Origin of the sequence: Aeromonas sp. ASNIH5, assembly GCF_002902865.1 — a bacterium.
In the GTDB taxonomy this organism is placed as follows: domain Bacteria; phylum Pseudomonadota; class Gammaproteobacteria; order Enterobacterales; family Aeromonadaceae; genus Aeromonas; species Aeromonas caviae.
Genome location: NZ_CP026122.1, coordinates 1,398,964 through 1,424,910 on the forward strand (window position 1 = coordinate 1,398,964; position 25,947 = coordinate 1,424,910).

The window sequence follows — 25,947 nt, forward strand, 5'->3', positions numbered from 1 at the left end:
AGAATGGAGAGAGATAAAGGTTGTCACAAAATTAACATTAAAGTAACAATGCAACCCATGAGAATGATGCGGCTCAGCAACACCTCTCTCATCCCTTTTTGCCTGTATGGCTGCTGCGAAGAACCAGGGTAGACATCTACCCTGGTATTTTTTATTTCTGGTTCAACAAGTTGGCTGCATTGCCATATTCCAGCTCGCCCAGCCTGAACAGGCAGAACTCCCCGGGCACCATCTTCACCCAATTCTCGTTGCCGGTGAGCGGCCGGGTGGCGATCAGGGTCACCACATCGTTCGGCGTGGTTTCACTCTGAAAGTCGATGGCCACATCCTCATCCAGCAGACGGGCTTCGCCAAAGGGAGCCCTGCGCGTCAACCAGTAAAGGTTGTTGCTGCAATAGGTCATCACGAACTCTCCGTCCGACAGCAGCATGTTGAACACCCCGAGCCCACGCAGCTCGTCACACAGGGTCGCGAGGTAGCGGAACATGGCGGGGAAATTTGCCGGCCGTTTGGGGTACTTGTGCTCCAGCCTGTCGAGCAGCCAGCAGAAGGCGTGCTCGCTGTCGGTGTCGCCTACCGGGCGGTGCCGCCCCGTGGGCAGCCTCTTGTAACCGGTCAACTGGCCATTGTGGGCAAAGGTCCAGTAACGGCCCCACAGTTCTCGGGTAAATGGGTGGGTGTTTTCCAGGGAGACACACCCCCGGTTCGCCTGCCGGATATGGCTGACCACGGCACGGCTCTTGATGGGCAGTGCCTGGACCAGCTTGGCGATGGGAGACTGGGCACTGGGTTCGGGATCCTTGAAGGTGCGAAAACCCCGCCCCTCATAGAAGGTGATCCCCCAGCCATCCTTGTGGGGACCGGTCTTGCCGCCCCGCAGCATCAGCCCGGTAAAGCTGAAGCAGATGTCGGTCGGCACATTGGCACTCATGCCGAGCAGTTCGCACATATACCATCCACTCCCTGAATGTCTTGACTCTGGTTTCGTCAATCAACCGTCACGGCTGGACGAGAGGGCCGGTATGGTCACCCATCCCCCCTCTCAATCCCGGATCGTTGATTACTTGGCCATCTCTTTTTCAACCAGCTGGATCAGGATGTGGATCACCTTGATGTGCACTTCCTGGATGCGGTCGGCATAACCGAAGTGCGGCACTCGGATCTCCACATCGGCCAGACCAGCCATCTTGCCGCCGTCCTTGCCGGTCAGGGCAATCACCTTCATCCCTTTGGCACGGGCCGCCTCGATGGCTTTGAGGATGTTGCCGGAGTTGCCGCTGGTGGAGATGCCGAGCAGCACGTCACCACGACGGCCGACGGCCTCCACATAGCGGGAGAAGACATAGTCATAGCCAAAGTCGTTGGAGACGCAGGAGAGGTGGCTGGGATCGGAGATGGCGATGCCGGCATAGCCTGGGCGGTTCTCGCGGTACCGACCGGTCAGCTCCTCGGCAAAGTGCATGGCATCGCAGTGGGAGCCGCCGTTGCCGCAGGAGAGTACCTTGCCTTCCTGCTTGAAGGAGTCGGCGAGCAGCCTGGCCGCCGCCTCGATGTTTTTCAGATTTTGCTCATCTGCCAGGAACGCCTGAAGCACGCTGGCAGCCTCGGTCAACTCGTTGCGGATCAGTTCTTGGTACATGGTTCTTGAAATCTCGTCGTCCAACATAGGGTGGCGGCATTGTCGCACAAGCCAGTCCAATCGTCGCCCCCCGCCCGCCAAGATGGGGCGGGCAGCGCGTTATGCCGATCACAGAGCCAAGGTAACAGGCTTGTAAACAGCTTGATAAGTTTGTGCGTATGAATTACAACAGGGGCCACATCCAACAGGTCAGACCTCTGGATCAGTTAACGCCAATTTCCCAACCTCGGCAATTCATGCAAGGAGCAAACAATGACGACGACCCTCACTCTGCTCGGGGTGATCCTGGTGATCGGCGCCATGGCCTATCGCCGTGCGTCCCTGTTCACCGCCACGCTTGCCACGGCCGCCGCCCTGGTCGCCGGCACCTTCTATGGCCATGTGCCCCTGCTGGTGTGGGCGCTGTTCGCGGTGATAGCCCTGCCCCTCAATCTGGTGGAGTTTCGCCGCAACCAGCTGACCAAGCCGCTGTTCAAGATCTACAAGTCCATCATGCCGGAGATGTCCCGAACCGAGAAGGAAGCCATCGAAGCGGGGACGACCTGGTGGGAAGCGGATCTGTTTGCCGGCAACCCGGACTGGAAGAAGCTGCACGCCATTCCGGTCAGCACGCTGTCTGCCGAAGAGCAGGCCTTCATGGACGGTCCGGTTGAAGAAGTGTGCCGCATGGTCAACGACTGGGAAGTGACCCACGAGCGTGCCGATCTCTCTCCCGAGGTGTGGCAATACCTGAAGGACAACAAGTTCTTCGCCATGATCATCAAGAAGAAATATGGCGGGCTGGAGTTCTCCGCCTACGCCCAGTCCTGCGTGCTGCAAAAGCTGTGCGGCGCCAGCGCCGTGCTCGCCTCCACCGTCGGCGTTCCCAACTCCTTAGGGCCGGGTGAATTGCTGCAACACTACGGTACTGACGAGCAGAAGGATTACTACCTGCCCCGTCTGGCTGTCGGCAAGGAGATCCCCTGTTTCGCCCTGACCAGTCCGGAAGCGGGTTCTGATGCGGGCTCGATTCCCGACTTCGGCATCGTCTGCAAAGGCGAGTGGGAAGGGGAAGAGGTGCTCGGCATGCGCCTGACCTGGAACAAGCGCTACATTACCCTGGCTCCCATCGCCACCGTACTCGGCCTCGCCTTCAAGCTGCGTGACCCTGACCACCTGCTGGGTGAGGAAGAAGAGCTCGGCATCACCTGCGCCCTCATTCCGACCCACATCAAGGGAGTCGATATCGGTCGTCGCCACTTCCCGCTCAACGTGCCGTTCCAGAACGGCCCGACCCGCGGCCAAGACGTGTTTGTACCGCTCGACTTCATCATCGGCGGTCCGGCCATGGCCGGTCAGGGCTGGCGCATGCTGGTGGAGTGTCTCTCCGTCGGCCGCGGCATCACCCTGCCCTCCAACAGCACGGGCGGCGTCAAGATGCTGGCCCTGGCCACCGGTGCCTACAGCCGCATCCGTCGCCAGTTCAAGCTGCCGATTGGCAAGATGGAAGGGATTGAAGAGCCGCTGGCACGCCTGGGTGGCAACGCCTACATCATGGGCGCCGCCGCCAAACTGACGGTCACCGGCATCGATCTCGGTGAAAAACCCTCGGTCATCTCCGCCATCGTCAAGTACCACCTCACCGACCGCGCCCAGAAGTGCATCATCGATGCCATGGACATCCATGGCGGCAAGGCCATCTGTATGGGGCCGAGCAACTATCTGGCCCGTGGCTATCAGGGGGCGCCCATCGCCGTGACCGTCGAGGGAGCCAATATCCTGACCCGCAGCATGATCATTTATGGTCAGGGAGCCATCCGTTGCCACCCCTATGTGTTGCCGGAGATGCTGGCCGCCAGCCACCCCGACAAAGAACAGGCGCTGAAAGATTTCGACAAGGCGATGTTCAGCCATGTGGGCTTTGCCATCAGCAACCTGGTGCGCAGCTTCTGGCTGGGGCTGACCGGTGCCCGCTTCGCCGCCGCGCCCTACAAGGATCAGACCAAGGGCTACTATCAGCAGCTCTCTCGCCTCTCCGCCAACCTTGCCTTCCTGTCAGACATGGCGATGGGCACCCTGGGTGGCGAGCTCAAGCGCAAAGAGCGGGTGTCTGCCCGCCTTGGCGATGTGCTGAGCCAGCTCTATCTGGCCTCCAGCGCCCTCAAGCGCTATCAGGATGAAGGACGCCAGCAGGCCGACCTGCCGCTGCTGCACTGGGCACTGCAAGACGCCCTGTTCAAGGCTCAGGAAGCGATCGACGAGTTGCTGCGCAACTTCCCGAATCGCTGGATTGGTCTGGCCCTGCGCGCCATCGTGCTACCCCTTGGTCGCGACCTGAAGCGTCCCTCCGACAAGCTCGACAGCCAGGTAGCCCGCCTGCTCCAGGTGCCAAGTGCCACTCGCAGCCGTCTGGCCGAGGGCCAATATCTGACGCGCGAGGAGGGCAACCCCTTCGGGCTGCTGGAACAGGCGCTGGACGATGTGCTGACCGCAGAGCCGCTGTTTGACAAGGTGTGCAAAGCCGAAGGGAGCAAACGCCCCTTCACCCAGCTCGACAAGGTGGCAGAGGCGGGCCTGAGCCTCGGTGTCATCAACCAGGCCGAAGCGGACCTGCTGCGGCGCGCCGAGGAGAGTCGCCTTCGCACCATCAACGTCGATGACTTCGATCCCGTCGACCTGGTGGCCAACAAGGCACTGTTTGAAGCCTCCGCTTATCACAGGGCAGCTTGATGCCTCTGATGCCAGAACGCCTCCCTTGTGGAGGCGTTTTTCATGAAAGGGCTGGTGGATGGCATTCGATACGAAGAAAGAGAAACCGACTGGATCATATTTTGGATATCAATCCGTTTCCTATATTGAATGAAGCGGTTAAGGTAAGCACAGGATCACACACAGGATTGCATAATGGATGATCAAATCCTGATTATTGATGATGAAGATCTTCCCCAATCAGCACCGCGTCCCGCCGGCTGGAAGGTGATGATAGTGGACGATGAACCCGAAGTGCATCGCATCACCAAAATCACCCTGAACAAGTTTGAATTCGACGGCAAGCCGATCGATTTTCTGCACGCCTACTCTGCGGCTGAAGCCAAAGCCTTGCTCGCCCTCACCCCGGATGTCGCCCTGCTGCTGCTCGACGTCGTCATGGAGGTCGATCATGCCGGTCTCGAGGTGGTCAAGTTCGTGCGCGACGAGCTGCAAAACAAGATGGTGCGCATCGTACTGCGAACCGGTCAGCCCGGTCAGGCCCCGGAAGATGACGTGGTGACCAACTACGACATCAACGACTACAAGGACAAGACCGAACTTACCTCCCAGAAACTGCGCACCCTGTTGCGCGCCAGCCTGCGTTCTTACCGGGACATCCGAACCCTTGAGAGCAATCGACAGGGGCTGGAGAAGGTCATCGAGGCGTCCAAGGGGATCTTCAAGCAGCGTGCCCTGCGCCAGTTCGTCGAAGGAGCCCAGACCCAGCTCAGTGCCCTGCTCAATCTGGAAGAGTCCCAGATTTACGATGTGAAGCACCTGGCGTATGAGGTGCGGGATCAGGTGCTCGAGCCTCTGCTCAGCGATGGTCCCATGCTGCGCCTCGTCGATGCGCCGGAAATCCTGCGCTGTGCCATGACCAAGGGAGCCAATGTCTACGATGGCAACCAGATGGTGCTCTATTGCCAGAATGCCCGTCATCACCTGCTGTTCCACATCGAGACCACTCGCCCGCTCAGCCAGATGGACACCGGGCTGCTGAGCCTGTTCACCGAAAACATCATAGTGGCGCTGGAGAATATCCGGCTCAACGAGGTGAACGGTGACAACCAGCGAGAGATCATCTATCGCATCGGCGAACTGGTGGAGAGCCGCTCGAAAGAGTCCGGCTTGCACGTCAAGCGGGTGGCCCTCTACACCGAACTGTTCTGCAAGCTGCTCGGCATGAATGAGGACAGGTGCGAGCTCATCAAGCGTGCCTCTCCCCTGCACGACATCGGCAAGGTGGGGATCCCGGACGCCATCTTGCACAAACCGGGCAAACTCACTCCCGAGGAGTGGGAGATCATTAAAACCCACGCCCAGCTTGGGCAGGACATGCTCTCCGGCAGTGACCTGGCCCTGTTCCAGATAGGCGCCACCATCGCGGGCAACCATCACGAGAAGTGGAATGGCAGCGGCTATCCCCGCGGATTGAAGGGAGAGGACATTCCGCTGGAAGGACGCATCGTCGCCCTGGCGGATGTGTTCGATGCCCTGGGCTCGGATCGTTGCTACAAGCAGGCCTGGCCGCTGGATCAGGTGCTGGCGCTGATCAAGGAGGAGAAAGGAGAGCACTTCGACCCCCTCCTGGTGGACCTGATGCTGGCCAATCTGGAGAAATTCCTCGATATTCGCGAGCAGTACAAAGACATCTATATCGGCGCTCACTGATATCGGATTCACCCCATCCACTTGCCACCATGAAGAAGCCGCCCATTGGGCGGCTTCTTTGCAATGTGCGCGGAATTATTGCTCCGGCAGATTGAGATCCAGTTTGGGGGTTGCTGGCGTCTCTTCAAGTTGCGCCTTCTGCGCCGCCATTGCCTTGTGCAGAGTGCGGCGCTTTTGCAGCAGAATGAAACCACCCGCCCCCAGCAAGAGCAGCAACACGCCACCTCCCCCCAGCGCCCAGGGCAGCCAGACCGGACTCTCCCGCTCCTCGAACCGATCGGGGGTGGCGGCGGATGCGGGCATGGCCGCAGAGGGTGCGGGAGGGGGGGGAGGTGGTGCTATGGTGAACGACTTGGCCGGCAATTGCAGTTGCACCTCGCGACCGAGCCGGGTTGTTCCAAAGAGGGTGGCCTCTACCTTGTACTGCCCTGCCGCCTTGAGGGCGGAGAGATCCACACCAAAACGCGGCGCTGTCGCCACCTCGTTGAACGTCATGCTACTGCCGCCGCCGTCGATGGCCTTGCCCTGGATGACCACGGAGGCGGGATCCAGTTCATCCACATCGATGACCAGAGAGAGCTTGGCTCCCCCCTCCCCGGAGGGGGGATTCAGGGAATAGCTGACCGGCCAGGGGTAGAGCAGCACCTGCTGTGACTGGGCTCGTGAGAAGACCTCATTGCCGGTGCTGAAGAGGGCTCGGTATTTTCCCGCAGGGACGTCCAGTACCGCCTCGGCGGTCAGGATGCCATCCCCCGGCACTTCGTCCACCCCCTTGCCATCATCCATGTAACGTCCCAGGGTCTCCTCGAACACGGGATCGCCGCTCTGGCTGGCATCGTTGAACTGCTGCAGCTTGACGGTCATGCCCAGATCGGTGAGGTAGTAACCCGCTCCAGGCGCCGCGCCATCGATCAGCAGACGGGATTGCAGTTTGACCCGCTCACCCTGATAGAGGCGGGCCGGTAGCGGCTCGCTCTCGACCTGAATGTCGGTGAGCAGGCGCACCCGATTGTCGGGGTCCACCTCTCCGATCGCCTGCCAGGGGCCGGGCATGGGGTCGCGGATGGTGATGAGATCCTGATCCTTGAGGGGCAACCAGCCCACGTCGGGCGGCTTGACCTTGCCCACATAGAGCTTGCTGCCATCGGGCCGCACCAGGATCACCGAAGGCGTCCCCGGCTTGCGCTTGATGATGAAGGTGATCTCCTTCACGCCATAATCGATGCGAAAGCGGTTGTCGAGCAGAGGAATGTCGGAAGGCGCAAACACCTCGTTGGCCGCGGCCGGGAGGGAGGCCAGCAGCAGCAGCCCCCAAAGCGATCTCATTGCCGCCACAGGCAGGCACCTCCTTTTTTCTGTACCAGATCCAGCCTCGCTTCATGAACGGCTGCCACCTCGTCGCTCGCGCGCACCACCCTGAGCGGTGGGCGATTGCTCTCCAGACGACGAATGCCGGTATCCTGGCTGGTCTCGCTCTCGCTGGTTTCGCTCGCCAGATTGAGTTTGGTCTGGCCACCCGTCATCAGGAGGTAGACGTCCGCCAGGATCTCCGCATCAAGCAAGGCGCCGTGCAGGGTACGGTGAGAGTTGTCGATGCCGTAGCGATCGCACAATACGTCCAGGTTGTTGCGCTTGCCCGGGAAGAGATCCCGCGCCATCGCCAGGGTATCCGTGATGCCGCAGATATCCGCCGTCTTGAAGTTCAGACCGAGCTTGCTGAACTCATAGTCCATGAAGCTCACGTCAAAGGGGGCGTTGTGGGCGATGAGCTCGGCGCCGCGAATGAACTCGATGAAATCGTCCGCTATCTGGCTAAAAGAGGGCTTGTCCGCCAGGAAGGCATCCGTGATGCCATGCACGGCGATGGCCTCGGGGTCCACCAGCCGATCCGGCTTGATGTAGACGTGGAAATGGTTGCCGGTGAGTTTGCGGTTGATCACCTCCACACAGCCGATCTCGATGATGCGGTGCCCAAGATAGACAGGGCCGCCCGCGGTGTTCATGCCGGTGGTTTCGGTATCCAGAATGATCTGGCGATTCAGTTGGGGTGTGCTCATGATCAAATCCATGTCAAACTTCGGTTTTACTCGCTAGTTTACCCCAAGCCTCTCGCTAAAACAGATTGATTGCTCATGTTGAAACAGATTGATTTATTCACGGATGGCTCCTGCTTAGGCAACCCGGGCCCCGGCGGCTATGGTGCCGTCATGGTCTATGGCAAGCATCGCAAGGAGATCTCCGCAGGTTTTCGATTGACCACCAATAACCGGATGGAGCTGATGGCCGCCATCATGGGGCTGCGGACCCTGAACGAACCCTGCCAGGTGCGGCTCACCACCGACAGCCAGTATGTGCGCCAGGGGATCACCCAATGGATCATCGGCTGGAAAAAGAAGGGCTGGATGACCGCTAACCGTCAGCCGGTCAAGAACGTCGATCTCTGGCAGGCCCTGGATGCGGAAGTGGCCCGTCACCAGATCGAATGGCTCTGGGTGAAAGGACACTCGGGCCACCCGGAAAACGAACGCTGTGACGAGCTTGCCCGTGAGGCCGCCAGTGGCAAGCAGCTTGCTGAAGACAGCGGCTACCAGCCCTGATGCCCGCTAGCCGCCCTGGCGCGCCATTCCTGGCGCGGCCATCGACTCCGGCAGCCGCCAGCGGCGACGTACCGGTGTCACGGGAAAACGCCGCTTGCGGGCGGCAATCACGTAAACAGACGCCAGGGAGCGGCAATAGTCCCGCCCCAGACTCTCCCGCCACCAGCCGATCTTGCTCTGCCTGCCCATGAAGGAGAAACCGAACCGCTCGTCGAACATCACCTCGCAGCCGAGCAGTTGTAGCCAGTCGGTCACCCGTGCGGGCGTGAACATGCGGGCAGACCAGGGCAGATGCCGCCGCATGAAGGGCAGATAGTGACCCAGCCCCACCAGGCTGAGCGGGTTGTAACCGCTGACAATGAGCCAGCCATCGTCGGTCAGCACCCGTTCTGCCTCCCGCAGCACCTGATGAGGATCCGGCGAGAAATCGAGGCAGTGAGCCAGCAGGCAGGCATCCACGCTCCCCGATCGCACCGGCAAGGCGAGCGGATCCCCCTGGATGTCCAGCAGCCGTCCGCCGGGGGCGACACCGATTTGATGGCGAATGGTGGAACAACCGCAGGAGAGTTCGGCGCTCAGGGCTCCTATCTTGAGCAAGTGATAGCCAAAGAGGTGGGGGCACCAGTTGTCGAGGCGCTCCTGAAGCTCGGCGGCCACCCAGTCCCCCATGGGCAGTGCGGACCAACTGGTCGGAAGCGCGATCTGTTGTTCGGTACGTGCCAGCTGCATAATGGGACCAACTCGGGGGCGAATGCCATCCAGTTATATAAGATCCCTTCCTTAAAGAGAACACAAGAGACCTCGACCCATGTATACCGTCATCACAGTTCCCGCCTTCAGCGACAACTACATCTGGTTGATCCGTCATGAAAATCACTGTCTGGTCGTCGATCCGGGCGAGGCCGCTCCCGTGCTGGAACGGCTGGCTGCGCTGGATCTGGTGCTGGATGCCATCCTCCTGACCCATCACCACCGCGATCACGTCGGGGGCGTACCCGAGCTGCTGCAACACTTCCCCCACGCTCGCCTCTATGGCCCCAAGCATGACCCCATGCCGGACCATCACGGCCAGTGGCTCGACGATGGGGATCAAATCAACTGGCATGGCCTGAGTCTGGATGTCCTCCATGTGCCCGGTCATACCCTGGGGCACATCGCCTATTACGGCCAGGGCATGCTGTTTTGTGGCGATACCCTCTTCAGCGCCGGTTGCGGCCGTCTGTTCGAAGGGACCCCGGCACAGATGCACACTTCCCTGCAACGGCTCGCGGCACTGCCCGATGAGACCCTCCTTTATTGTGCCCATGAATACACGCTCTCCAACCTGCGTTTCGCCCATGCGGTCGAGCCCGACAACCTGGCGATCCAGCGGCAGATCGGCGTGATCAGCAAACTGCGTCAGCAGGGCCTCCCGAGTCTCCCCTCCCGGCTGGGAGATGAGCGGAATTTCAATGTTTTTCTGCGCTGCGAGCAGGACTCGGTAAAATTTTCTGCTGAGAAATACGCCCTTAAATGCTTGGAAAATCCAGAGGATACCTTCGCTGTTCTGCGGGCCTGGAAGGACGTTTTTTGAACAAACCTTGATCAGGGGGGCATTGCCCCTTATGATGCGAGCTGTTTTTCCACAGATGACCTGAGCGAGATGAAGCTACGAACGGCCTTATTGGCAGCGCTGTTTCTCAGCGGCTGTCAAAACCTGAGCCATCAGGATGACCGGGCGGTAACGGCAATCGAGCCGATCAAATCCCCCCAAGTCAGCAAGAAAACGTACAAAAAACACTCTTCTCGGATGCTGTTCGGCGACGAACAGATAGAAGAGCTGGATGACACTGATAACCTGTGGGTGCGTATCAGCGATGATATGCAGCTGGACTCGCACGATAATGCCCGGGTTCGCCAACAGCGTGATTGGTTGTTGCGCAATGATAAGCATATGGCGACCATTGCCAGCCGGGCTGAGCCCTACCTGTATCTGATGGTAGAGGAAATCGAACGGCGTGAGCTGCCAATGGAGCTTATTACCATCCCCATGATCGAGAGCATGTTCGATCCCAATGCCCGCTCCCGCAGCAATGCGGTCGGTCTTTGGCAGTTCGTTCCTGCAACCGGCAAGAATTTCGGCCTGCGCCACGACAACTGGTACGACGGTCGACGCGATGTCCTGGCATCCACCAATGCCGCACTGGATTACCTGGAGTACCTGAACCGGTTCTTCGACGGTGACTGGCTGCAGACCCTGGCCGCTTACAATGCCGGTGAAGGTCGGGTGCGCAACGCCATCACCCGCAACGAGCGGGCTGGTCGTCCGACCGACTACTGGTCGCTGGACCTGCCCCGCGAAACCCGGATGTATGTGCCCAAGATCCTGGCCATGGCCGACATGATCCGCAATGCGGACAAATACAATGTCACCCTGCCGGTGCTGGCCAACAAGCCGCAATTGCGAACCATCAATACCGGTGGTCAGATTGATTTGAACGTGGCCGCCCAGCTGGCTGGCGTTTCCGCCTCCCAGCTCAAGGCGCTCAATCCTGCGCTCAAGCGTGGCATGACCTCGCCGCAGGGCCCTTACAACCTGCTGGTCCCCGTCGAGTACGCCGACACCCTGGAGCTGGCCCTGGCCGATCTGCCCCAGCGTGAACGTACCCGTGGCGTGCGCTCCTATCAGGTCACCAGTGGTGATACGCTGTCACGGATCGCCCAGAATCACGGGGTGACCGTGCAACAGCTCAAGCTGGCCAATAACATGCGTGGCAACAACCTGCGCCGTGGCCAGAGCCTGATCATCCCCAATGGGGGGCGCGCAACCCAGGTTGCCCAGAGCAAGCCGCAGCAGCTCGCCAGCCGCAGTGGTGGCAAGGTGAACTATCAGGTGCGCTCCGGTGACAACCTGTGGAGCATCAGCCAGGCACACGGGGTCAGCCACGCCGACCTGGCCAAGTGGAACGGCCTGAACGCCAAGTCGGCCCTCAAGCCTGGCATGAAGCTGGTGGTCTGGCCCAAGCAGGGCAAGAGCAGCAACAAGTCCATGGTCTATCAGGTGCGCCGCGGTGATTCCCTCTCCTCCATCGCAGCCCGCTTCCAGGTCGCCGTCAACGATGTGATGCGCTGGAACCAGCTCGGCAAGAGTGACTATCTCAAGCCAGGTCAGGAGTTGACTCTGTTCGTTAAGAACAACAGCTGATCGCTCGTCGCAATCCAAAAAATACCCCGCTTGATGCGGGGTATTTTTTTGTCTGCATGAACCAGCGGCGACGCCGCTCTCCCCCTGAGGGATGACTCAGGGTGTGATGGCCTGGGCCGCAAAGCGCGCCAGAATGGGGTTGTGATCAGAGGCATCGGTAGCCGGTGAACTCACCTCAACCAGATCCAGATTGCGATAGTAGAGGTGATCCAGAGGCCGGCCAAAGGCGGTGCGACGCAGATCAGGTACAGGTATGGCCTCCTGCAGGCCAAGCTCACCCACCAGCTTGTTCAACCAGAACGCGCGCTTGTCGCTCCAGGTGTTGAAATCGCCACCCAGGATGACCGGCCCCTGGTGGCGATGGATCAACGCAGTCAGATCGTTGAGCTGCTCGCGAAAGGTCGCCATGCCCAGCTCGAAATTGACCGCATGGAGATTCACCACCAGCACGCCGTCAGGATCCCCTTGCAAGGGATAGAGACTGACCAGACCTGACTTGGGGATGCGCAGCAGGGGTTCGGGGGAACGGACGCCACAAACAAACGCCTGCGGCGTTTTCGCCACCGTCATCACGCCAAAGGAGACACCGCCCTGGGTGAAGGCCTGCAACTGCTGCCACTGGAAATCGCCTCTCTTCAGCCAGTCCAGCATCTCGGGCCGGGTCGCCGACTCTTGCAGCAGCACCAGATCCTGGGACTTGGCATACTCATCCAGCCCTTCCCGCCAGTTCTTGCGTTGTCCCTTGTAGAGGTTCCAGACGGTGATGCCAAATTCCCTCGGCAAGGCCGTGGAGGCGAGCGCCACCAGAGGTGGTCTGTCACAGCTTGCGCCAGGTATGATACCTGCCGCAGTCACCAGATGATCTTGATCCGGTACCTCGAAGCAACCGACCAGCCCCAACGTCAGCAGGGACGTTCCCAGAATCCGATAACTATTTTTCATTGGCTAACAATCACCTGCCTCTGCAAGACGACATGGCCCTCACACAGGCCACGGTCGCCGACTAGTCTCATTATTCGTGTCCGGCCCGACTCATCCAGAAGGAATTCAACGATGGCGAGACAGCACCAGTACCGCGTGACATTTTACGATCAACAGGGAACCTGTCATCAAGTGGAGCTTTCCACCGTCTATCAAATCAGGCGGGATCCCCAATGTGATCTCTGTCTGTTCGACACCCGGCAGTGCGTGGGGTCGGAAGAGATGCTGGAGCGCATGATACGGCAAAAAACCGGGCTTGAGCAGGAAATATCCATCATCAATGCCCGGCTCATCTGAGCAGACTCAGACCGGGACGGGGCGGGATTTGCCCTGATCGTCGATGGCCACATAGGTGAAGACGCCCTCGGTCACGCAGTACCGCTGGGCTTCGTTCTCCCGCAATACCGGCTTGACCCAGACCTCCAGCTTGAGTCGCATGGAGCTGCGACCAATCTTGAGGCAGCGACCGTAACAGCACACCACGTCACCCACCTTGACCGGGCTGTGGAAGGTCATCCCCTCCACCGAGACGGTACAGATGCGCCCTTTTGCCAGCTCCTTGGCCATGATGCCCCCACCTATATCCATCTGGGACATGATCCACCCGCCGAAGATATCGCCATTGGGGTTGGTATCGGCTGGCATTGCCAGGGTTCTCAGCAACAGCTCCCCATCGGGGTGGCGCTTGGTCTCTTCCATCATTACCGCTCTCTTTATCATGGATGGCGGCATGATAGGGGGCGATCCCCCCCTTGGCAAACCTCAATTGTCCCGGAGCGCGCGCCGTATCTGGTTTGCACGCCAGATGACCGACTCCGGGGCCCGGATGGCGACGACCCGTTCAACCCTTCAAGGCCGCCCCGTCCGCAAACCAGTGGGCCGGATCCGGCCAGCGATAGACGAAACCAAGCTGCTGGCAGATGCGCTGACCTTCGATGGGAGCAAACTCCCCCGTCGGCTCAACGAACTGCGGCGGCACCAGCCCGAGCAGGCGGCTCGCGAAGGGGTAGAGCTGCTCCCGGCGCGGGTGAACGGGGGCACTCAGATTGTAGGCATCCCCATCCTGCCCCCGGGCCAGCATCAGCTCACAGGCGGCCACCACGTCGTCCAGATGCACCAGGTTCACAGCCTGGCCTCCCCCGGCCAGCGTCTTGCCCGCCAGAAAACGGCCGGGGTGACGGTCAGGACCATAGAGTCCGGCCGGGCGCAAGATCATGGCGCAGTCAACATGCCCTTCCAGCACGGCAAGCTCGGCCGCCCGCATCCGCAAGCCTCTGTCATGGGCTGGAGCGGGCGTATCCTCCTCCCCCTGTCCGGCCCCCCAGACCGAAGTCGCGCTGATAAAAAGAACCCTCTGAACACCCGCCTCCCTCGCCTGTCGGCACAGGCTGGCCACGGACGCCGGGTAATCACCGGTCTTGCTGGGGGGCACACAGATCACCAGGTCATGACAGCGAAAAGGCAGTGACCCCATGTCAGGGGTGAGCAACAGCGGCCAGGCAGCAATACTCTCCCCCCGCAGCCGTTCAGCCTTTTCGGCCGTACTGACCGTCACCGCGACAGATTGCCCCTGCTCTTGCAATGCCCTGGCCAGGGGCAAACCCAGCCAGCCGGCGCCCACGATACCCGTCTGATACTCAAATTCGTTCGTCATACCCGGATCCTGACAAAAAAAAACGGCCATCCAATGATGACCGTCGAAAGTAACGAAGGAAATAGCCGGATTAACCGGTTACCTCCCACAGCGGGAAAATCGGGAGCGCACGCTCCTAATTCGTGGGCCTATCCTAGTGGCAGCGCGGTCAAAAAGCTTTGAAGCGGATCACAGTTGAAAAGGATTTCTGAAAGCGCTTTCACTATTTTTGCAAAAAAGTCGACCCGCACGGGGCCAACTTCATGACTCAGGCCACAGATTCCCGCCGTACCAGTTCGGCTTCGAATTTGAGCGCCAATCCCTCTACCGGCTTGTGATCCAGCAGCCGCAGGGCCAGCTCAGCGGCCCGCTCTCCCATCTCCTCGATGGGGTAACGTACCGTGGTGAGCTTGGGATAGATGTATCGGGCATAGGGGATGTCATCAAAACCGACCACAGAGACCTGCTGGGGTATTTTGTAACCCCGCTCCAGCAGACAGGAGATCGCCCCCGCCACCATGGCATCGTTGAAACCAAGCACAGCGCTGAACTCGACGCCGCGCGCCAGCAGCTCACTCATGGCCACATAGCCACCTTTTTCGTCGGCATAGGCACGGCCGATGAGGGCAGGATCCAGCTCGATACCTGCCCGTTGCAGGGCGAAGCGATAGCCGGCCATCCGCTGCTGACCATCCACAAACTCCTCGTCATCGGAGGTGACGAAGGCAATCTTGCGATGTCCCGCGTCCAGCAGATGCTGGCAAGCCGTGGTGATGCCGGCCTGGTTGTCCAGCCAGACGCAGCGATCCTCGCAGCCTGGCACCTGACGGTTGATGAAGACGATGGGGGTCGTGCCCGACGCCAGCTCGCTGAGCTCTTCGTCAGGCAGCGCCTTGCTGTGCAGGATCAGGGCATCGCACTGGCGCTGCAGCAGCGCTTGGATGGCGTGCCGCTCACGGGTCGCATCGTGGTTTCCGGACACCACGATGGTGAACTTGTTCGCCTTGTCGACCATGCTTTCGATGCCGCGCATCATCTGGGCGAAGAAGGGGCCGCCACACAGATCCCCCACCAGCACACCGATACAGTTGGAGCGTTTGCTCACCAGGGCCTGGGCGAAGCTGTTTGGACGAAAGCTGAGCTCCTTCATGGCCGCGAGGACAGCCTCGCGCTTCTCGGGCGCCACCTGCGCCGTGTTGTTGATCACTCGAGACACTGTCGAAATGGAGACATTCGCCAGCTGAGACACATCTTTGATCGTTGCCACTCTCGATTCCTTTGTTGGAAAAGCCTGTCAGTGATGATCGGGCATTGTATCGAACCTGACAGACCAAGACGCGGCGCCCGATCACCTGGCAGGTTTCTTTTTGTAACAAAGCTTAAGGGATGATAACCATTCTGGGGCAAGAATGGGAGGCAGCCGCGACAACGACTGCCCCCGAACTCAATAGGCGTGATTCAGCTCGCGTTCCGACATGAAACGCAAGGGCTGCTGCAGCTTGTGTTGATAGATGAGATCGAAAGAGAGCACGTTCTGGACATAGTTGCGCGTCTCCCGATAGGGGATGCTCTCCACCCAGACATCCATCGGCTTGTTGTCGCTCTGCTCGCGCCAGCGCTTGACCCGGCCAGGACCCGCATTGTAGGCCGCCGCCGCCAGGATCCGGTTGCCGTCATACACATCCAGAAGGCGCTTGAGGTAGGCGCTGCCAAGACGAATGTTCATGGCCGGGTCGAACAGTTGCTGCTCGTTGCGATAGGGCACCCCAAGCTTGCCGGCCGTCTCTTTCGCGGTGGCAGGCATCAGCTGCATCAACCCCCGCGCCCCGACCGGTGACTGGGCCAGGGGATAGAGTGCGCTCTCCTGACGGGAGATGGCGTAGAGCAGACTGGTGTTCATGGTGCGCTCTTGTGCCATCTGGGAGAAGGTGCGCTTGAGGGGCAGCGGGAAGCGCAGGTCCAGCGCATCCCAGGCCTCGGCACGGATGCTGGAGAGGATCGCCAGCTCGTGCCAGCCCTGGTTGAGGGCGATGTGGCCAAACTCCAGGCGCTGGGCCACGCTGTTGCGATCCATGTTGTGGATCCACTCAGAGCGGGCCGCCGTGATCTCGTTCATCGCCAGCAGTTCACGCACCCGCAGCAGGAAGGGCCAGCGGCGGCTGGCACTTTGCCAGTCCGGCACCTTGTGCGCCACGCTCTGGTTCTTCATGCGATAGGGCACACCGGTACGCTGGGCCGCCATGAAGCCGTAGAAGCCGCGCAGGCTCGCAGTCTCGAGATAGAGGTCCCGCGCCGGTTTCTGCCGCCCCTGTTTCTCCAGCGAGCGCGCCATCCAGTAACGCCAGCGATCCTCTTTTTGCAGCCCCATGGGCATCCGCTTGACCCAGCCTTCGAGACCGCGCCAATCCTGCTCCCAGATGGCAAGACGGGCCCGCAGCTCCACCAGCTCCGGATCCTTGAGCCGCACCAGGGCCGTATCCAGCCAGGCGCGCTGGTCAGAAGAGCGGTCCAACAACAGGCGGCGGGCGGCCGCCTTCTCCACCCGACTCACCTCGGCATGGTTCAGGCCGAAGCGACGGGTCATCTCCCCCAGCTGGCGCAGAACCGCGTCGGGCTCCTGGTTGGCGTAGCGGGCCAGCCCCAGGGAGAGCAGATGCCGCGACGGGGGCGCCGCCGTGAAGTTGGCCGGATTCATCGCCCGCACGGGTTGGTCATACAGGGCGATCATCTGATCGCCATACCCCTTCATGCCGCTGCCGAGCTGGGCCCCGAGGTGGCGAATGAGGTTGGGGTTCTGGGCCTCGAAAGCCAGGTTCATGCGCTCCCAGATCTTCTCCTGGGTGCGCAGACCTGCCTGCTGCCAGAGCTGGAACAGGGGATCGCAGGCATCGGGCCTGGATTGACCGCTCAACCAGAGCTTGCCTGCCTCCTGCAGGGCTTCACTTTTGTGCCCCGTGTAGTAGCGGGCCTGATAGTGCTGACAGAGCAGATCGGTGGAGCTTGGCTTGGCCGGATAGAAGCGCAGGAACTGGGACCACTGCTGGCTCTGGGCAAGATAGGTGAGATAGCTGCGCTCGAGCCGGTTGGACTGGGGGGTGTCCCCGTGCTGGCGGATGAAGCGGGTCACATCGTTGTAGTCTGCCGCCCCGGGACGGAACGCAAGCTGGTAGTAATCCAGATAGGGCAGCAGTGGATAGTGGATCAGGCGTGCGCGAAGCTGGCTGAATTTGACCTGATCATTGGCACGCACGGCCTCATGGGCCTGGCGATAGAGAGACTGCTCCATGGTTTGCGCAAAGGCGGGTGCCACTAGCCCTGGCACGCACAGCGCCGAAAAGATGATTCCCTGCACGGCTTTCACGAAAGGTATTCTCCCTTGAGAGGCATAACCACCGCCCGCTGGCGGTGGTGAGATACCTTCATTCTACCCGTTAAATATGGGCGCTACGCCACACTATTTTTATCGATGCAGACGGGGCGATCACCGCGTACCTGGCGGCTGACATAGCGTTCAAGGTAGGGAACAGGGAGCGGCTTGGAGGCGAGGTATCCCTGGAAGAAATGGCAGCCCTGCGCCTGCAGAAACTCCAGTTGCTGGCGGGACTCCACCCCCTCCGCCGTCACGTTGAACCCCATGTGGCGGGCCATGGCGATCACGGCCTCGACGATGGCCATGTTGTCACCATCCTTGGGAATGTCCTGGATGAAAGAGCGGTCGATCTTGAGTTCGTCAGCAGGCAGCCGCTTGAGGTAGCTCAGGGAAGAGTACCCCGCCCCGAAGTCGTCGATGGCAAAGCTGATGCCCAGGGTCTTGAGTTCCGCCATCTTGCTGATGGTGTCTTCCGCATGACCCAGCACCACCGACTCGGTGATCTCCAGGTTGAGGCAGGCGGGATCCATGCCGGTGGCCGCCAGCACATCGTGAATGCGATCGACGAAGTCGGGAGCATGGAACTGTTTGGCGCTCACGTTGACCGAGAGCTGGGGGACGTGGATCCCGTTCTCCTCCCAGGAGACGTACTGGGTACAGGCTTCGTGCAATACCCAGTTGCCGATGTCGACAATGAGATCCGTCTCCTCGGCAATCGGGATGAACTCGGCGGGCGACACCAGGGCACGCCCGGGGGGTTGCCAGCGGATCAGTGCCTCGACACCGATGATCTCCCCCCCCGCCACCATATGCTGGGGCTGGTAGTGGAGAGTCAGCTCCCCATTGTCGAGGGCACTGCGCAGCTCGTTGTGAATGTGCAGACGCCTGTCGGCCTGCAACTGCATGGAGGCATCAAAGAAGCGCCGGGTCTTGCGGCCCGCCGATTTCGCCTGATACATGGCGGTGTCAGCCTGCTTGAGCAGATCCCCCGCCTCCTGCTCCCGACCGGGGAAGAGGGTGATGCCGACACTGGCGCCGATGTGCAGCACCTGGCCTCTGAAATCATAGGGGGCGGCGATCTCCCCGATGAGCCGCTCCGCGATGAGGTCGGCCTGCATCTCCGCCTGGGGCGGGCTGATGGAGAGCGCTGGCAGCAACAACACGAACTCGTCGCCGCCGAGACGGGCCAGACAATCCCCCTGGCGCACCAGCCGCTTGAGACGGCTGGCCACCTCCTTGAGCAGCCAGTCGCCGGTGGCGTGACCCAGGGAATCATTGATGGTCTTGAAGTGGTCGAGATCGATGAACAGCAGGGCCCCGATGAGGTGACTGCGATTTGCATCGGTGAACGCCTGGGTCAGAGTTTCGTGCAGCTGACGGCGATTGGGCAAGCCGGTCAGCTCGTCATAGAAGGCGAGATCCTGGATGCGGCGCTCCGCCGCCTTGCGCTCGGAAATATCCTCGAAGAAGATGACATAGTGGCTGATCCCCCCCTTCTCATCCTGCACCGGCGTGACGATCTCCCACTGGGGATAGGCGTGACCGTCGGCGTGCAGGCGCAGGGTTTCCCCCTGCCAGCGATCCAGGGCGTTGAGCTCGTAACCCAGCCCTCCCAGCCCCGACCAGAGATCGTTGCCAAGGTGCAGACCAATCACCCCCTGGTTGTCAAAGCCGGTGATCTGGCTGAAGGCGTAATTGACCCGCAGGATCTTGAACTCGGGATCCGTGATGATGATCCCTTCGTGAGTTTCAAAGGCCACCGCAGACAGCCGCATCAGGGCATCGCTTTGCAGGCGCTCCAGCTCGGCCACCATGCGCACCGAGAAGATGGTCAGGACAGAGTCCAGATCCGTGGTCCGGGTCTGGCTTGGGAACAGCAGGGCGAGATGGCCCAGGATCTGACCGTTGCGATCGAGCAGCGGCTGGGCGTAATAGTGCTGGCCCGGGGGCAGGTCGGGATACCCGGTCAGGGGTTCACTCACGGGGACCGCGCAGGAGGACCCCTGGCGATAGAGCTGCTGGCAGGGCATGTCACAGAGGGCATACTCCTTGACGTCGATGCCGTGGCTCGCCAGCACTCTCAGCCTGTCGAGACCAACCCGCTCCGTCAGCCAGACGGCAGTGGCTCCCAGGATATGGGCCAGCTCGTTGACCAGGGTCTGGCAAAAATCGAGCCCCGTCTTGGCGGAGAGCGCCTGCGCCAGCTTGGCCAGCAAGGGGGCCTGCAACATGGGAAGCGGCGGTGTCACGCCTGCGGGGGAGTCGGCGCGATCCATCTCGCGATGCATCATTTCGAGGGGGGCAAGCCAGCCACAACAGAGCCCCTGTGCAGGCACATACTGACCGTACCAGAGCGCATGGTGTACCTTGCCGTCCTCATCGCGCAGGTGACCGATGAACTGGCCAGGCTGGCCGGAATCGTGGAGTCTTGCAAGAAAATCGGCGAAACCCGCTTCATCTTCCCGCTCAAGTTGGGTGGCCCAGGGGTGGGCTCCCTCCCCTGCCCAGGGTTCACAAGAGACATGATCAGACAGGCTCCATTGCCCATGCTGCCGATCATAAAACCACATCATCTGGGTGGCTTGCTGCTTCATCTACGACTCCAACCACTACAACCACGTTATCCACCCCGACTCCTGCAGAAAAGCATATCCGTTTGCGCGCATATCTCCACCGGCGCATGGCAATGATTTTGCGATGCGATGAGGCGATGTGGGTGGAGAAAATTCGAGACTATGCGGCAAAAACCAAACATCGGGTCGACACAAGGCGCTGCCGAGGGGGGACAGAAACGATCCTATTTGCTGATACTGCCTGCCTGTTTCACTGAGCTCAAGCGGTTTTTGGCATGAAACGGGAAAAGCTCACAATTTATGGACAGCGGGATTCCCAAGGGCATTTTTCGTGACGCAGATCACACTTTGATTTGGCGACATGGGTAATCTGGAGGTGAAGACACAAGCAAGACGACCCGAAGGGGGCCATTATGAAAATCGAAATGACCAGTAAAATCATCGACATCACCCCAGCCATCCGCGAGCGCATTGAATCCCGTTTTGAAAAGCTCGAGCGTCTTCAGGTGCCTCTTATCACACCCCATGTGATCATCTCCAAAGAGCGTTTGATGTATATCGTCGAAGCCACTATCGGCATTCCCAACGGCAAACTGTTTGCGCAGGCAGAGCACGAGGATCTCTATGCCGCCATCACGGACCTGGGCCAGAAGCTGGAACGCCAGCTCAACCGTCACACGGAAAAACCCATCGCCCGTCGTGCCGCCGGCAAGGAAGTGCCCCAACCGGACGAAGCAGACGCCTGACAAGGTTCACCACTCATAAAGCAAAAGGCGGGTCATCCCGCCTTTTTGCATTCTACCGTGCCGTCACCCCAGCCAGCGCAGCCTGGCATCCACCCCTTGCGCAAGCTCATCGAGCAGCGGCAGCATCATCAGCGGAGCCTCCTCCCTGGGGTCAGCGCCCATAGGGCGGGCCTGCCATCGCTCGCGACCCAGTGCCGAGAGGTTGTCATACACCGCGGGATCCAGCGCGGGCGTTCGGCTCACCAGTGGCGGGGAGCGCAGCGCCAGCCAGAGTCTCACATCCGTCATGCACCCGCCCTGTTGCAGACGCTCGTTGAGGCTGGTGGCATCGCTCTCTTCCACCCCGCCTTGCAGGGACGCCCGGGGCATCAGACCGAAACGGGAGCGCCAATCCATCTCACCCGACGCAGGCTTGGGCGGGGCATCAAACCAGGGCTGCTCTTCCACTGCATCAGTCAGCAGCGCCAGATGCAGCCTGAAGTCGGCACGGTCCCCCGCACGGAGATCCTGGTTGAGCCGTTGGCCCAACTGGGCCTCATCCACGAGCAAGCGGTCACGAATCGCACTGGGCAGCATGAGATAAATCTTGGAAATGAAGGTTTCATTGCTTATCGGCCATCAACCCGATCCTTTAAGCATTAAAAATCCCGGCAGAGGGGTTCACAAGCGCGACAGATCTGTTAGTATGCGCCTCGCACTTGGGGAGGGGTTCCCGAGCGGCCAAAGGGATCAGACTGTAAATCTGACGGCTCTGCCTTCGAAGGTTCGAATCCTTCTCCCTCCACCATCTTTCAGAGAACCCGGCCTTGTGCCGGGTTTTCGCTTTTCTGCCTTCCACAAATCCCCTTCTTCTACAAAAAAACGGGGGGCCAGGCCTCCCGTCAATATATGCACTCTCTCACCCCGAACCTGCTGGAGACAGCTGTCATCGGCAGGTCAGGCAGAGGGGGATCAGCGTCCCCCCAGGCACCTGTCTTGTCATCCGCCCCCCTTACAGGGTGAAGCGATAGAAGATATCCACCGCCTGGGCCACCCCGCTCATGGCCTGCAGATAGAGCCTTGGCATCAGCTCGTAACGCAGCTTGAATTCGGCGATGGGGCTGAACACCCCGACCCCGTACTGGAACTGCAAGCCGGGCAGCAGGTAGGCCGACAGGGTCACCTGGGTGTCATCACCACTGCCTGCGGTATCGAGGGCCACGTCGCTCATGCCGAGGGACTCCCCGATGCTGGAGACCACGCCGCTCGCCTGGCTCACGGCCCCCGCCACCAGCAGGCCGTTGAAGCCGCCATCCTCGCCGCTGGTCTGCAATCCCTTGCCCCGCAACAGATAGGAGAGCTGTTCGGACTGCGCCATCTGCGGCTCGGAATAGACGGTGATCTTCGGCTTGGCGGCCGGCCCCGTCACCCGCACCCCGACGGTCACGTTGTCCTCGATGGTGTCCGGATCCCGATAGGTCTCGATGTTGAGATAGGGCTGATCGATGGGGCCGGAGAAGAGGATCCGCCCCTCCTTGATGATGAGGTTCTGGCCATAGGCCTTGAAGCGCCCGTCCCTGAGCTCCAGTTGCCCGTTGCCCGAGAGCGGCTTGGAGGGATCCTGGCGAATGTTGATGGCCCCTCCCACCTTGGTCTTGAGTCCCATGGCTTCAAGGCGGACGTCGTCCCCGAGCCGGATGGCGAGCCTGATCTCCATGGGCAGCGGTGCCGCCTTGGGGACCGGCGGCAGATCGTCGTAGATGACGGTGACGTCATCGGAGACCGCTACCGCGCTGTCTGGCAGGCTCTTGACCAGGATGCGCGACCAGGGGATGTCCACCTGACCGGTCACCCTGGTCTCCTCCCCGAGAGAGATGGCGATGTCAGGTGTCACCCTGACCCGGCCCATGCCCGGGTACTGGGCCTCCAGCTCCTTGCCCTGAATGGTGAGGCTGCCGGTCACCGGCTGCTGGGCCCAGCTCAGCCAGCCCCCCAGCACCAGGGGGCCCTTGCCCACCATCATGGAGCCGTCGAGTTCGGCCCGGTTGCCTTCTATCTTGAGGCGGGTCACCAGCTTGGAGAGGGTCACCATGTCGGAGTGGGTCTGAACCTCCCCCTCTTTCAGGTTCAGCTCGCCATACAGCAGGGGGGCAGCCAGGGTACCGTCGAAGCGGGCATCCGCCGAGATGACCCCTTGCAGGGAGCGCACTTCGGGTATGAGCGGCGCAAAGGTCGCCAGCTTCAGATCGTCAAACCTGAGTTGACCGCCGAGGTTGCCGCGTCCGGCGGGATCCCGGATCAGCAGATCGGTGTCGATGTTGCCTATCTGCTCGGAGGCGAAATCGACCCGGATGGCGGCCTGCTGGCGCTCGAAGTCGATCCCGAGCTCGAGGCGCTGGTAGTCGGTCTTGAGTTCGTCGGCGACGAAGGTCCCAGGCGTGGTGCGCACGGTGGCGTGCAGGGTCGGCTGGTTGCCGCGCCAGCTGGCGCGCCCGTCGGCCGACAGCACCGCCTGCCAGCGGAAATTGTCCGGCAACCAGGGGCGCAGCCGCTTGAGATCAAATTCGTTCAGGGCAAATTCCAGATCGCCCTGGGACTGGGCTATCCGGCTCCCCTTGACGCAGAGACTGGCCTTCTGGGACGCGAGGCAGAGATCCCCCATGGTCAGCTGCTGTTTCGGCAGATCCAGGTCAAGAGACCAGGGGGCGGCCAGCGCCCAGCGCTTGAGGGGGGTCTTGAGCTTCAGCTCGGCAAGGGCGCCACGCCAGCGGTCACCGCGCAGGCTGCCATTCAGGCTGAGGTCTGCCGCCAGGGGATCCCCCTTCATGGTCAAGGTGAGCCCGTGGCGCTCGAGATCGCCGCTCAGGTTCAGGGCGATTTGCGAGAGCTTGGTCTCCCCCTGCGCCAGGCTCGCCACCGTCACCGCCACCTCACCGGCGGGCTTCTCCCCGACCAGGGCGTTGGCCCTGATGACGGTCTCCTTGAGGACGGTGCCCGCGTAGGCGAGTCGGCCCGACACCAGATCGGCATTCACGCGCGGCGCCTGCTGGTTGCCGGTGACGCGCACCTGGCCCTTGATGTCCCCTCCCAGACCCGGGTAGATGCCCCCAAGCTTGGGCGCATCCAGATCCGCATCCAGCTTCCAGGCCTGGGTCGTGAGCGAGCCTTTGGCCTGCAGCCGGTTGGGGCCGCTTTGCAGCGCCAGGGCCGGGATGGTCCACTCCATCTTGTCGTTGCCGCTGAGCCTGCCCTGCAAGGCCAGAGGATACTGGTTGAGCTTGCCATCCACCTTGAGCTCGGGCAGGGCCAGCTGCCAGTGGCCCGCCTCATCCAGATCGAAGCGGCTGGTGATCTTGCCCGCCAGTGCCCCCTTGATCTCGGGCACCAGCTCCGCCGGGTTGATCCCCTTGAATTCGGTCGTCCCCTGCCACTGGACCCCCTTGCTCCAGGCCAGCTTGCCGTCGAGCTTGAGCTCCCCCTTGAGGGCCCCCAGCAGCAGCTCGATACGGCTCAGCTGGTTGAGATCCCCCTTGCCCGAGAGCGCCACCTTGAAGGGGGGCACATCGGTCCCCTTGCCGGCGGTGTTGAGCGCAAACTGGTAACCGGAGAGCTTGCCCTTGGCGCTCAGGGTGCCCTTGTCCAACCGATAGCTGGGCTCATCCTTGGCAGGCTTGTGCAGGGGCCAGGAGAGGCTCTTCCAGTCCAGCGCCAGATCGAAGGGCAGATCCGGGTCGAGGGCCGCAAGGGATCCTTTGAGATTGGCGCCCACCGGCCCCTTGGCCTTGAGTGCCAGCCCAAGCTTGCCCACAGAACCGTCCAGGACGAGATTGACCTGCTCCCCCTTGAGCTCCCCGTCCAGCAGCCCTTGACGCGTCTTGGCATCCAGAGTCAGGGTGAGGGGATAATCCTCGTGCAGGCGCACCTGACCACGCAAGGCCAGATCCGCCATGGCATGGCGCAAGGAGAGCTCCCGGATGTCGATGCGCTCCTCCTCGGCGGTGGCCGACAGCAACAGGTTGTCTAGCCCCTCCACCAGCTCACCTTGCTGATAACGGAACGCAGTGGCTTTCAGCCCCTCCAGCTGGATGGGGAAAGGCAGTCGCACCGCCGGCAGCACCATGGGCTCGGGCTTGCTTGCGGCCTGCGTCTTGTCACCGGGGGCAGCCTTGCCCTCGCCGGCCGCCAGGGTGGCGCTTTTCTCATCCGCCGGTTTGGCGCCCTTGTCACTGGCCGCCTCCACCGGGGAGGGTGCCACCACCACGTTCAGGCCATCGAGCACGGGGCCGCGCACGATGAGCACGGCGCGATCCAGGGCGGCGCCAATGTCCAGATCCTTGAGGGTGATCGTCACGCCGGGCACCGCCACATCGAGATCGGCAACCTTGAGGCTGTCGACCTGGATTTTGAGCGGCAACGGATGCCAGACGAAGGGCTCCGACGGCTCTTCCGGCACCGGCTCGGACTCCGCCACCCGGACCACGGGGCGAGTCACCGCCAGAGACTTGATCCAGAGCTTGCCCTGCAGGAGCTTGCCCAGATCCCAGTCCAGCACGGCCCGCTCCACGGTGACATCCACCAGCTCGTCCTGCCAGCCAACCCCTTCGAAGGTCCAGCCATACCCGAGTTGCCCCGCCACCAGCTCCCCCTTGAGGGAGGGCAGCGCGGCTCTGGCCTGTTGCCACAGCCACTTGTTGCCCTGATGGGTGAAGCCCAGCAGGCTGACGCCGATGAGCAGCAGGAAGAAGAGGCCCATGAGCCACAAGAAAATGCGTTTTACCCAGATCACGATGCAGACCCCTGCAAGGAAAGCAGCCGCAGCGGCCAGAAAAGAGAAAGAAGAGGAT

The 25,947-nt window shown here is 61.2% G+C and carries 21 protein-coding genes and 1 tRNA gene; 8 read left to right on the forward strand and 14 right to left on the reverse strand.

Annotated elements, in window-relative coordinates:
• Positions 1–151: 151 nt before the first annotated feature.
• Together C2U30_RS06170 and lpcA are read right to left on the reverse strand one after the other, a co-directional pair.
• Positions 152–949, reverse strand: coding sequence for a class II glutamine amidotransferase (locus C2U30_RS06170; RefSeq protein WP_010674143.1), 798 nt, complete (start codon positions 947–949; stop codon positions 152–154).
• A gap of 111 nt (positions 950–1,060) precedes the next feature.
• Positions 1,061–1,639: a D-sedoheptulose 7-phosphate isomerase gene (gene lpcA / locus C2U30_RS06175; protein ID WP_010674142.1), complete on the reverse strand. Its 579-nt coding sequence runs from the start codon at positions 1,637–1,639 to the stop codon at positions 1,061–1,063.
• A 252-nt stretch (positions 1,640–1,891) separates the two neighbouring features.
• Here lpcA and fadE point away from each other — a divergent pair, with 252 nt between their 5' ends.
• Both fadE and C2U30_RS06185 read left to right on the forward strand, forming a co-directional pair.
• Positions 1,892–4,348: an acyl-CoA dehydrogenase FadE gene (gene fadE / locus C2U30_RS06180; RefSeq protein ID WP_041212728.1), complete on the forward strand. Its 2,457-nt coding sequence runs from the start codon at positions 1,892–1,894 to the stop codon at positions 4,346–4,348.
• 174 nt (positions 4,349–4,522) lie between these two features.
• Positions 4,523–6,040, forward strand: coding sequence for an HD domain-containing phosphohydrolase (locus tag C2U30_RS06185; RefSeq protein ID WP_103243423.1), 1,518 nt, complete (start codon positions 4,523–4,525; stop codon positions 6,038–6,040).
• A 75-nt stretch (positions 6,041–6,115) separates the two neighbouring features.
• Here C2U30_RS06185 and C2U30_RS06190 read toward each other — a convergent pair whose 3' ends face one another.
• Together C2U30_RS06190 and dnaQ are read right to left on the reverse strand one after the other, a co-directional pair.
• The gene (locus tag C2U30_RS06190) at positions 6,116–7,366 is read right to left on the reverse strand and encodes a TIGR03503 family protein (RefSeq protein WP_042865207.1); all 1,251 of its coding nucleotides are present in this window, start codon (positions 7,364–7,366) and stop codon (positions 6,116–6,118) included.
• A complete protein-coding gene (gene dnaQ / locus C2U30_RS06195; protein WP_041212726.1) occupies positions 7,363–8,097 on the reverse strand; it encodes a DNA polymerase III subunit epsilon in 735 nt (244 codons plus the stop codon). Before dnaQ ends, C2U30_RS06190 begins: the two co-directional genes overlap by 4 nt.
• 75 nt (positions 8,098–8,172) lie before the next feature.
• Between dnaQ and rnhA the strand changes: the two genes are divergently transcribed.
• Positions 8,173–8,637: a ribonuclease HI gene (gene rnhA / locus C2U30_RS06200; RefSeq protein ID WP_010674138.1), complete on the forward strand. Its 465-nt coding sequence runs from the start codon at positions 8,173–8,175 to the stop codon at positions 8,635–8,637.
• Positions 8,638–8,643: 6 nt separating this feature from the next.
• On the opposite strand, the gene C2U30_RS06205 is transcribed toward rnhA, so the two are convergent.
• Entirely contained in the window at positions 8,644–9,366 is a 723-nt protein-coding gene (locus C2U30_RS06205) for a class I SAM-dependent methyltransferase (protein WP_010674137.1), read from the reverse strand.
• 79 nt (positions 9,367–9,445) lie between these two features.
• On the opposite strand from C2U30_RS06205, the gene gloB reads away from it, so the two are divergent.
• Entirely contained in the window at positions 9,446–10,210 is a 765-nt protein-coding gene (gene gloB / locus C2U30_RS06210) for a hydroxyacylglutathione hydrolase (protein ID WP_053288602.1), read from the forward strand.
• Positions 10,211–10,297: 87 nt separating this feature from the next.
• Here the strand turns inward: gloB and C2U30_RS22890 are convergent, their stop codons facing one another.
• On the reverse strand, positions 10,298–10,570 hold the full coding sequence (locus C2U30_RS22890; RefSeq protein ID WP_010674135.1) for a hypothetical protein: 273 nt from the start codon (positions 10,568–10,570) through the stop codon (positions 10,298–10,300).
• Between C2U30_RS22890 and C2U30_RS06215 the strand changes: the two genes are divergently transcribed.
• Positions 10,571–11,821, forward strand: a complete 1,251-nt coding sequence (locus C2U30_RS06215) for a LysM peptidoglycan-binding domain-containing protein (protein ID WP_233721078.1) — start codon at positions 10,571–10,573, stop codon at positions 11,819–11,821.
• A 96-nt stretch (positions 11,822–11,917) separates the two neighbouring features.
• Here the strand turns inward: C2U30_RS06215 and C2U30_RS06220 are convergent, their stop codons facing one another.
• Complete coding sequence (locus C2U30_RS06220) at positions 11,918–12,763, reverse strand: endonuclease/exonuclease/phosphatase family protein (protein WP_029314263.1); 846 nt, start codon at positions 12,761–12,763, stop codon at positions 11,918–11,920.
• A gap of 111 nt (positions 12,764–12,874) precedes the next feature.
• Between C2U30_RS06220 and C2U30_RS06225 the strand changes: the two genes are divergently transcribed.
• Positions 12,875–13,099: a hypothetical protein gene (locus C2U30_RS06225; RefSeq protein WP_010674132.1), complete on the forward strand. Its 225-nt coding sequence runs from the start codon at positions 12,875–12,877 to the stop codon at positions 13,097–13,099.
• Between the two features lie 6 nt (positions 13,100–13,105).
• On the opposite strand, the gene yciA is transcribed toward C2U30_RS06225, so the two are convergent.
• The 5 genes from yciA to C2U30_RS06250 form a co-directional block, all read right to left on the reverse strand.
• A complete protein-coding gene (yciA, locus tag C2U30_RS06230) occupies positions 13,106–13,504 on the reverse strand; it encodes an acyl-CoA thioester hydrolase YciA (RefSeq protein ID WP_029314261.1) in 399 nt (132 codons plus the stop codon).
• 139 nt (positions 13,505–13,643) lie between these two features.
• Positions 13,644–14,456, reverse strand: a complete 813-nt coding sequence (locus C2U30_RS06235; RefSeq protein ID WP_103243425.1) for an NAD-dependent epimerase/dehydratase family protein — start codon at positions 14,454–14,456, stop codon at positions 13,644–13,646.
• Between the two features lie 247 nt (positions 14,457–14,703).
• Positions 14,704–15,702, reverse strand: coding sequence for a LacI family DNA-binding transcriptional regulator (locus C2U30_RS06240; protein ID WP_039038828.1), 999 nt, complete (start codon positions 15,700–15,702; stop codon positions 14,704–14,706).
• A gap of 177 nt (positions 15,703–15,879) precedes the next feature.
• A complete protein-coding gene (locus C2U30_RS06245; RefSeq protein WP_103243426.1) occupies positions 15,880–17,796 on the reverse strand; it encodes a transglycosylase SLT domain-containing protein in 1,917 nt (638 codons plus the stop codon).
• Between the two features lie 83 nt (positions 17,797–17,879).
• Entirely contained in the window at positions 17,880–20,399 is a 2,520-nt protein-coding gene (locus C2U30_RS06250) for a bifunctional diguanylate cyclase/phosphodiesterase (RefSeq protein WP_103243427.1), read from the reverse strand.
• Between the two features lie 392 nt (positions 20,400–20,791).
• Between C2U30_RS06250 and hpf the strand changes: the two genes are divergently transcribed.
• Positions 20,792–21,124 (forward strand): ribosome hibernation-promoting factor, HPF/YfiA family, encoded by a 333-nt coding sequence (gene hpf, locus C2U30_RS06255; protein ID WP_010674126.1) that lies wholly within the window; start codon positions 20,792–20,794, stop codon positions 21,122–21,124.
• A 63-nt stretch (positions 21,125–21,187) separates the two neighbouring features.
• On the opposite strand, the gene C2U30_RS06260 is transcribed toward hpf, so the two are convergent.
• Entirely contained in the window at positions 21,188–21,700 is a 513-nt protein-coding gene (locus C2U30_RS06260) for a VC2046/SO_2500 family protein (RefSeq protein ID WP_039038826.1), read from the reverse strand.
• A 126-nt stretch (positions 21,701–21,826) separates the two neighbouring features.
• Between C2U30_RS06260 and C2U30_RS06265 the strand changes: the two genes are divergently transcribed.
• Positions 21,827–21,911: transfer RNA gene (locus C2U30_RS06265), tRNA-Tyr, on the forward strand.
• Positions 21,912–22,115: 204 nt separating this feature from the next.
• Here the strand turns inward: C2U30_RS06265 and tamB are convergent.
• Positions 22,116–25,889: an autotransporter assembly complex protein TamB gene (gene tamB / locus C2U30_RS06270; RefSeq protein ID WP_103243428.1), complete on the reverse strand. Its 3,774-nt coding sequence runs from the start codon at positions 25,887–25,889 to the stop codon at positions 22,116–22,118.
• Between the last annotated feature and the right edge of the window lie 58 nt (positions 25,890–25,947).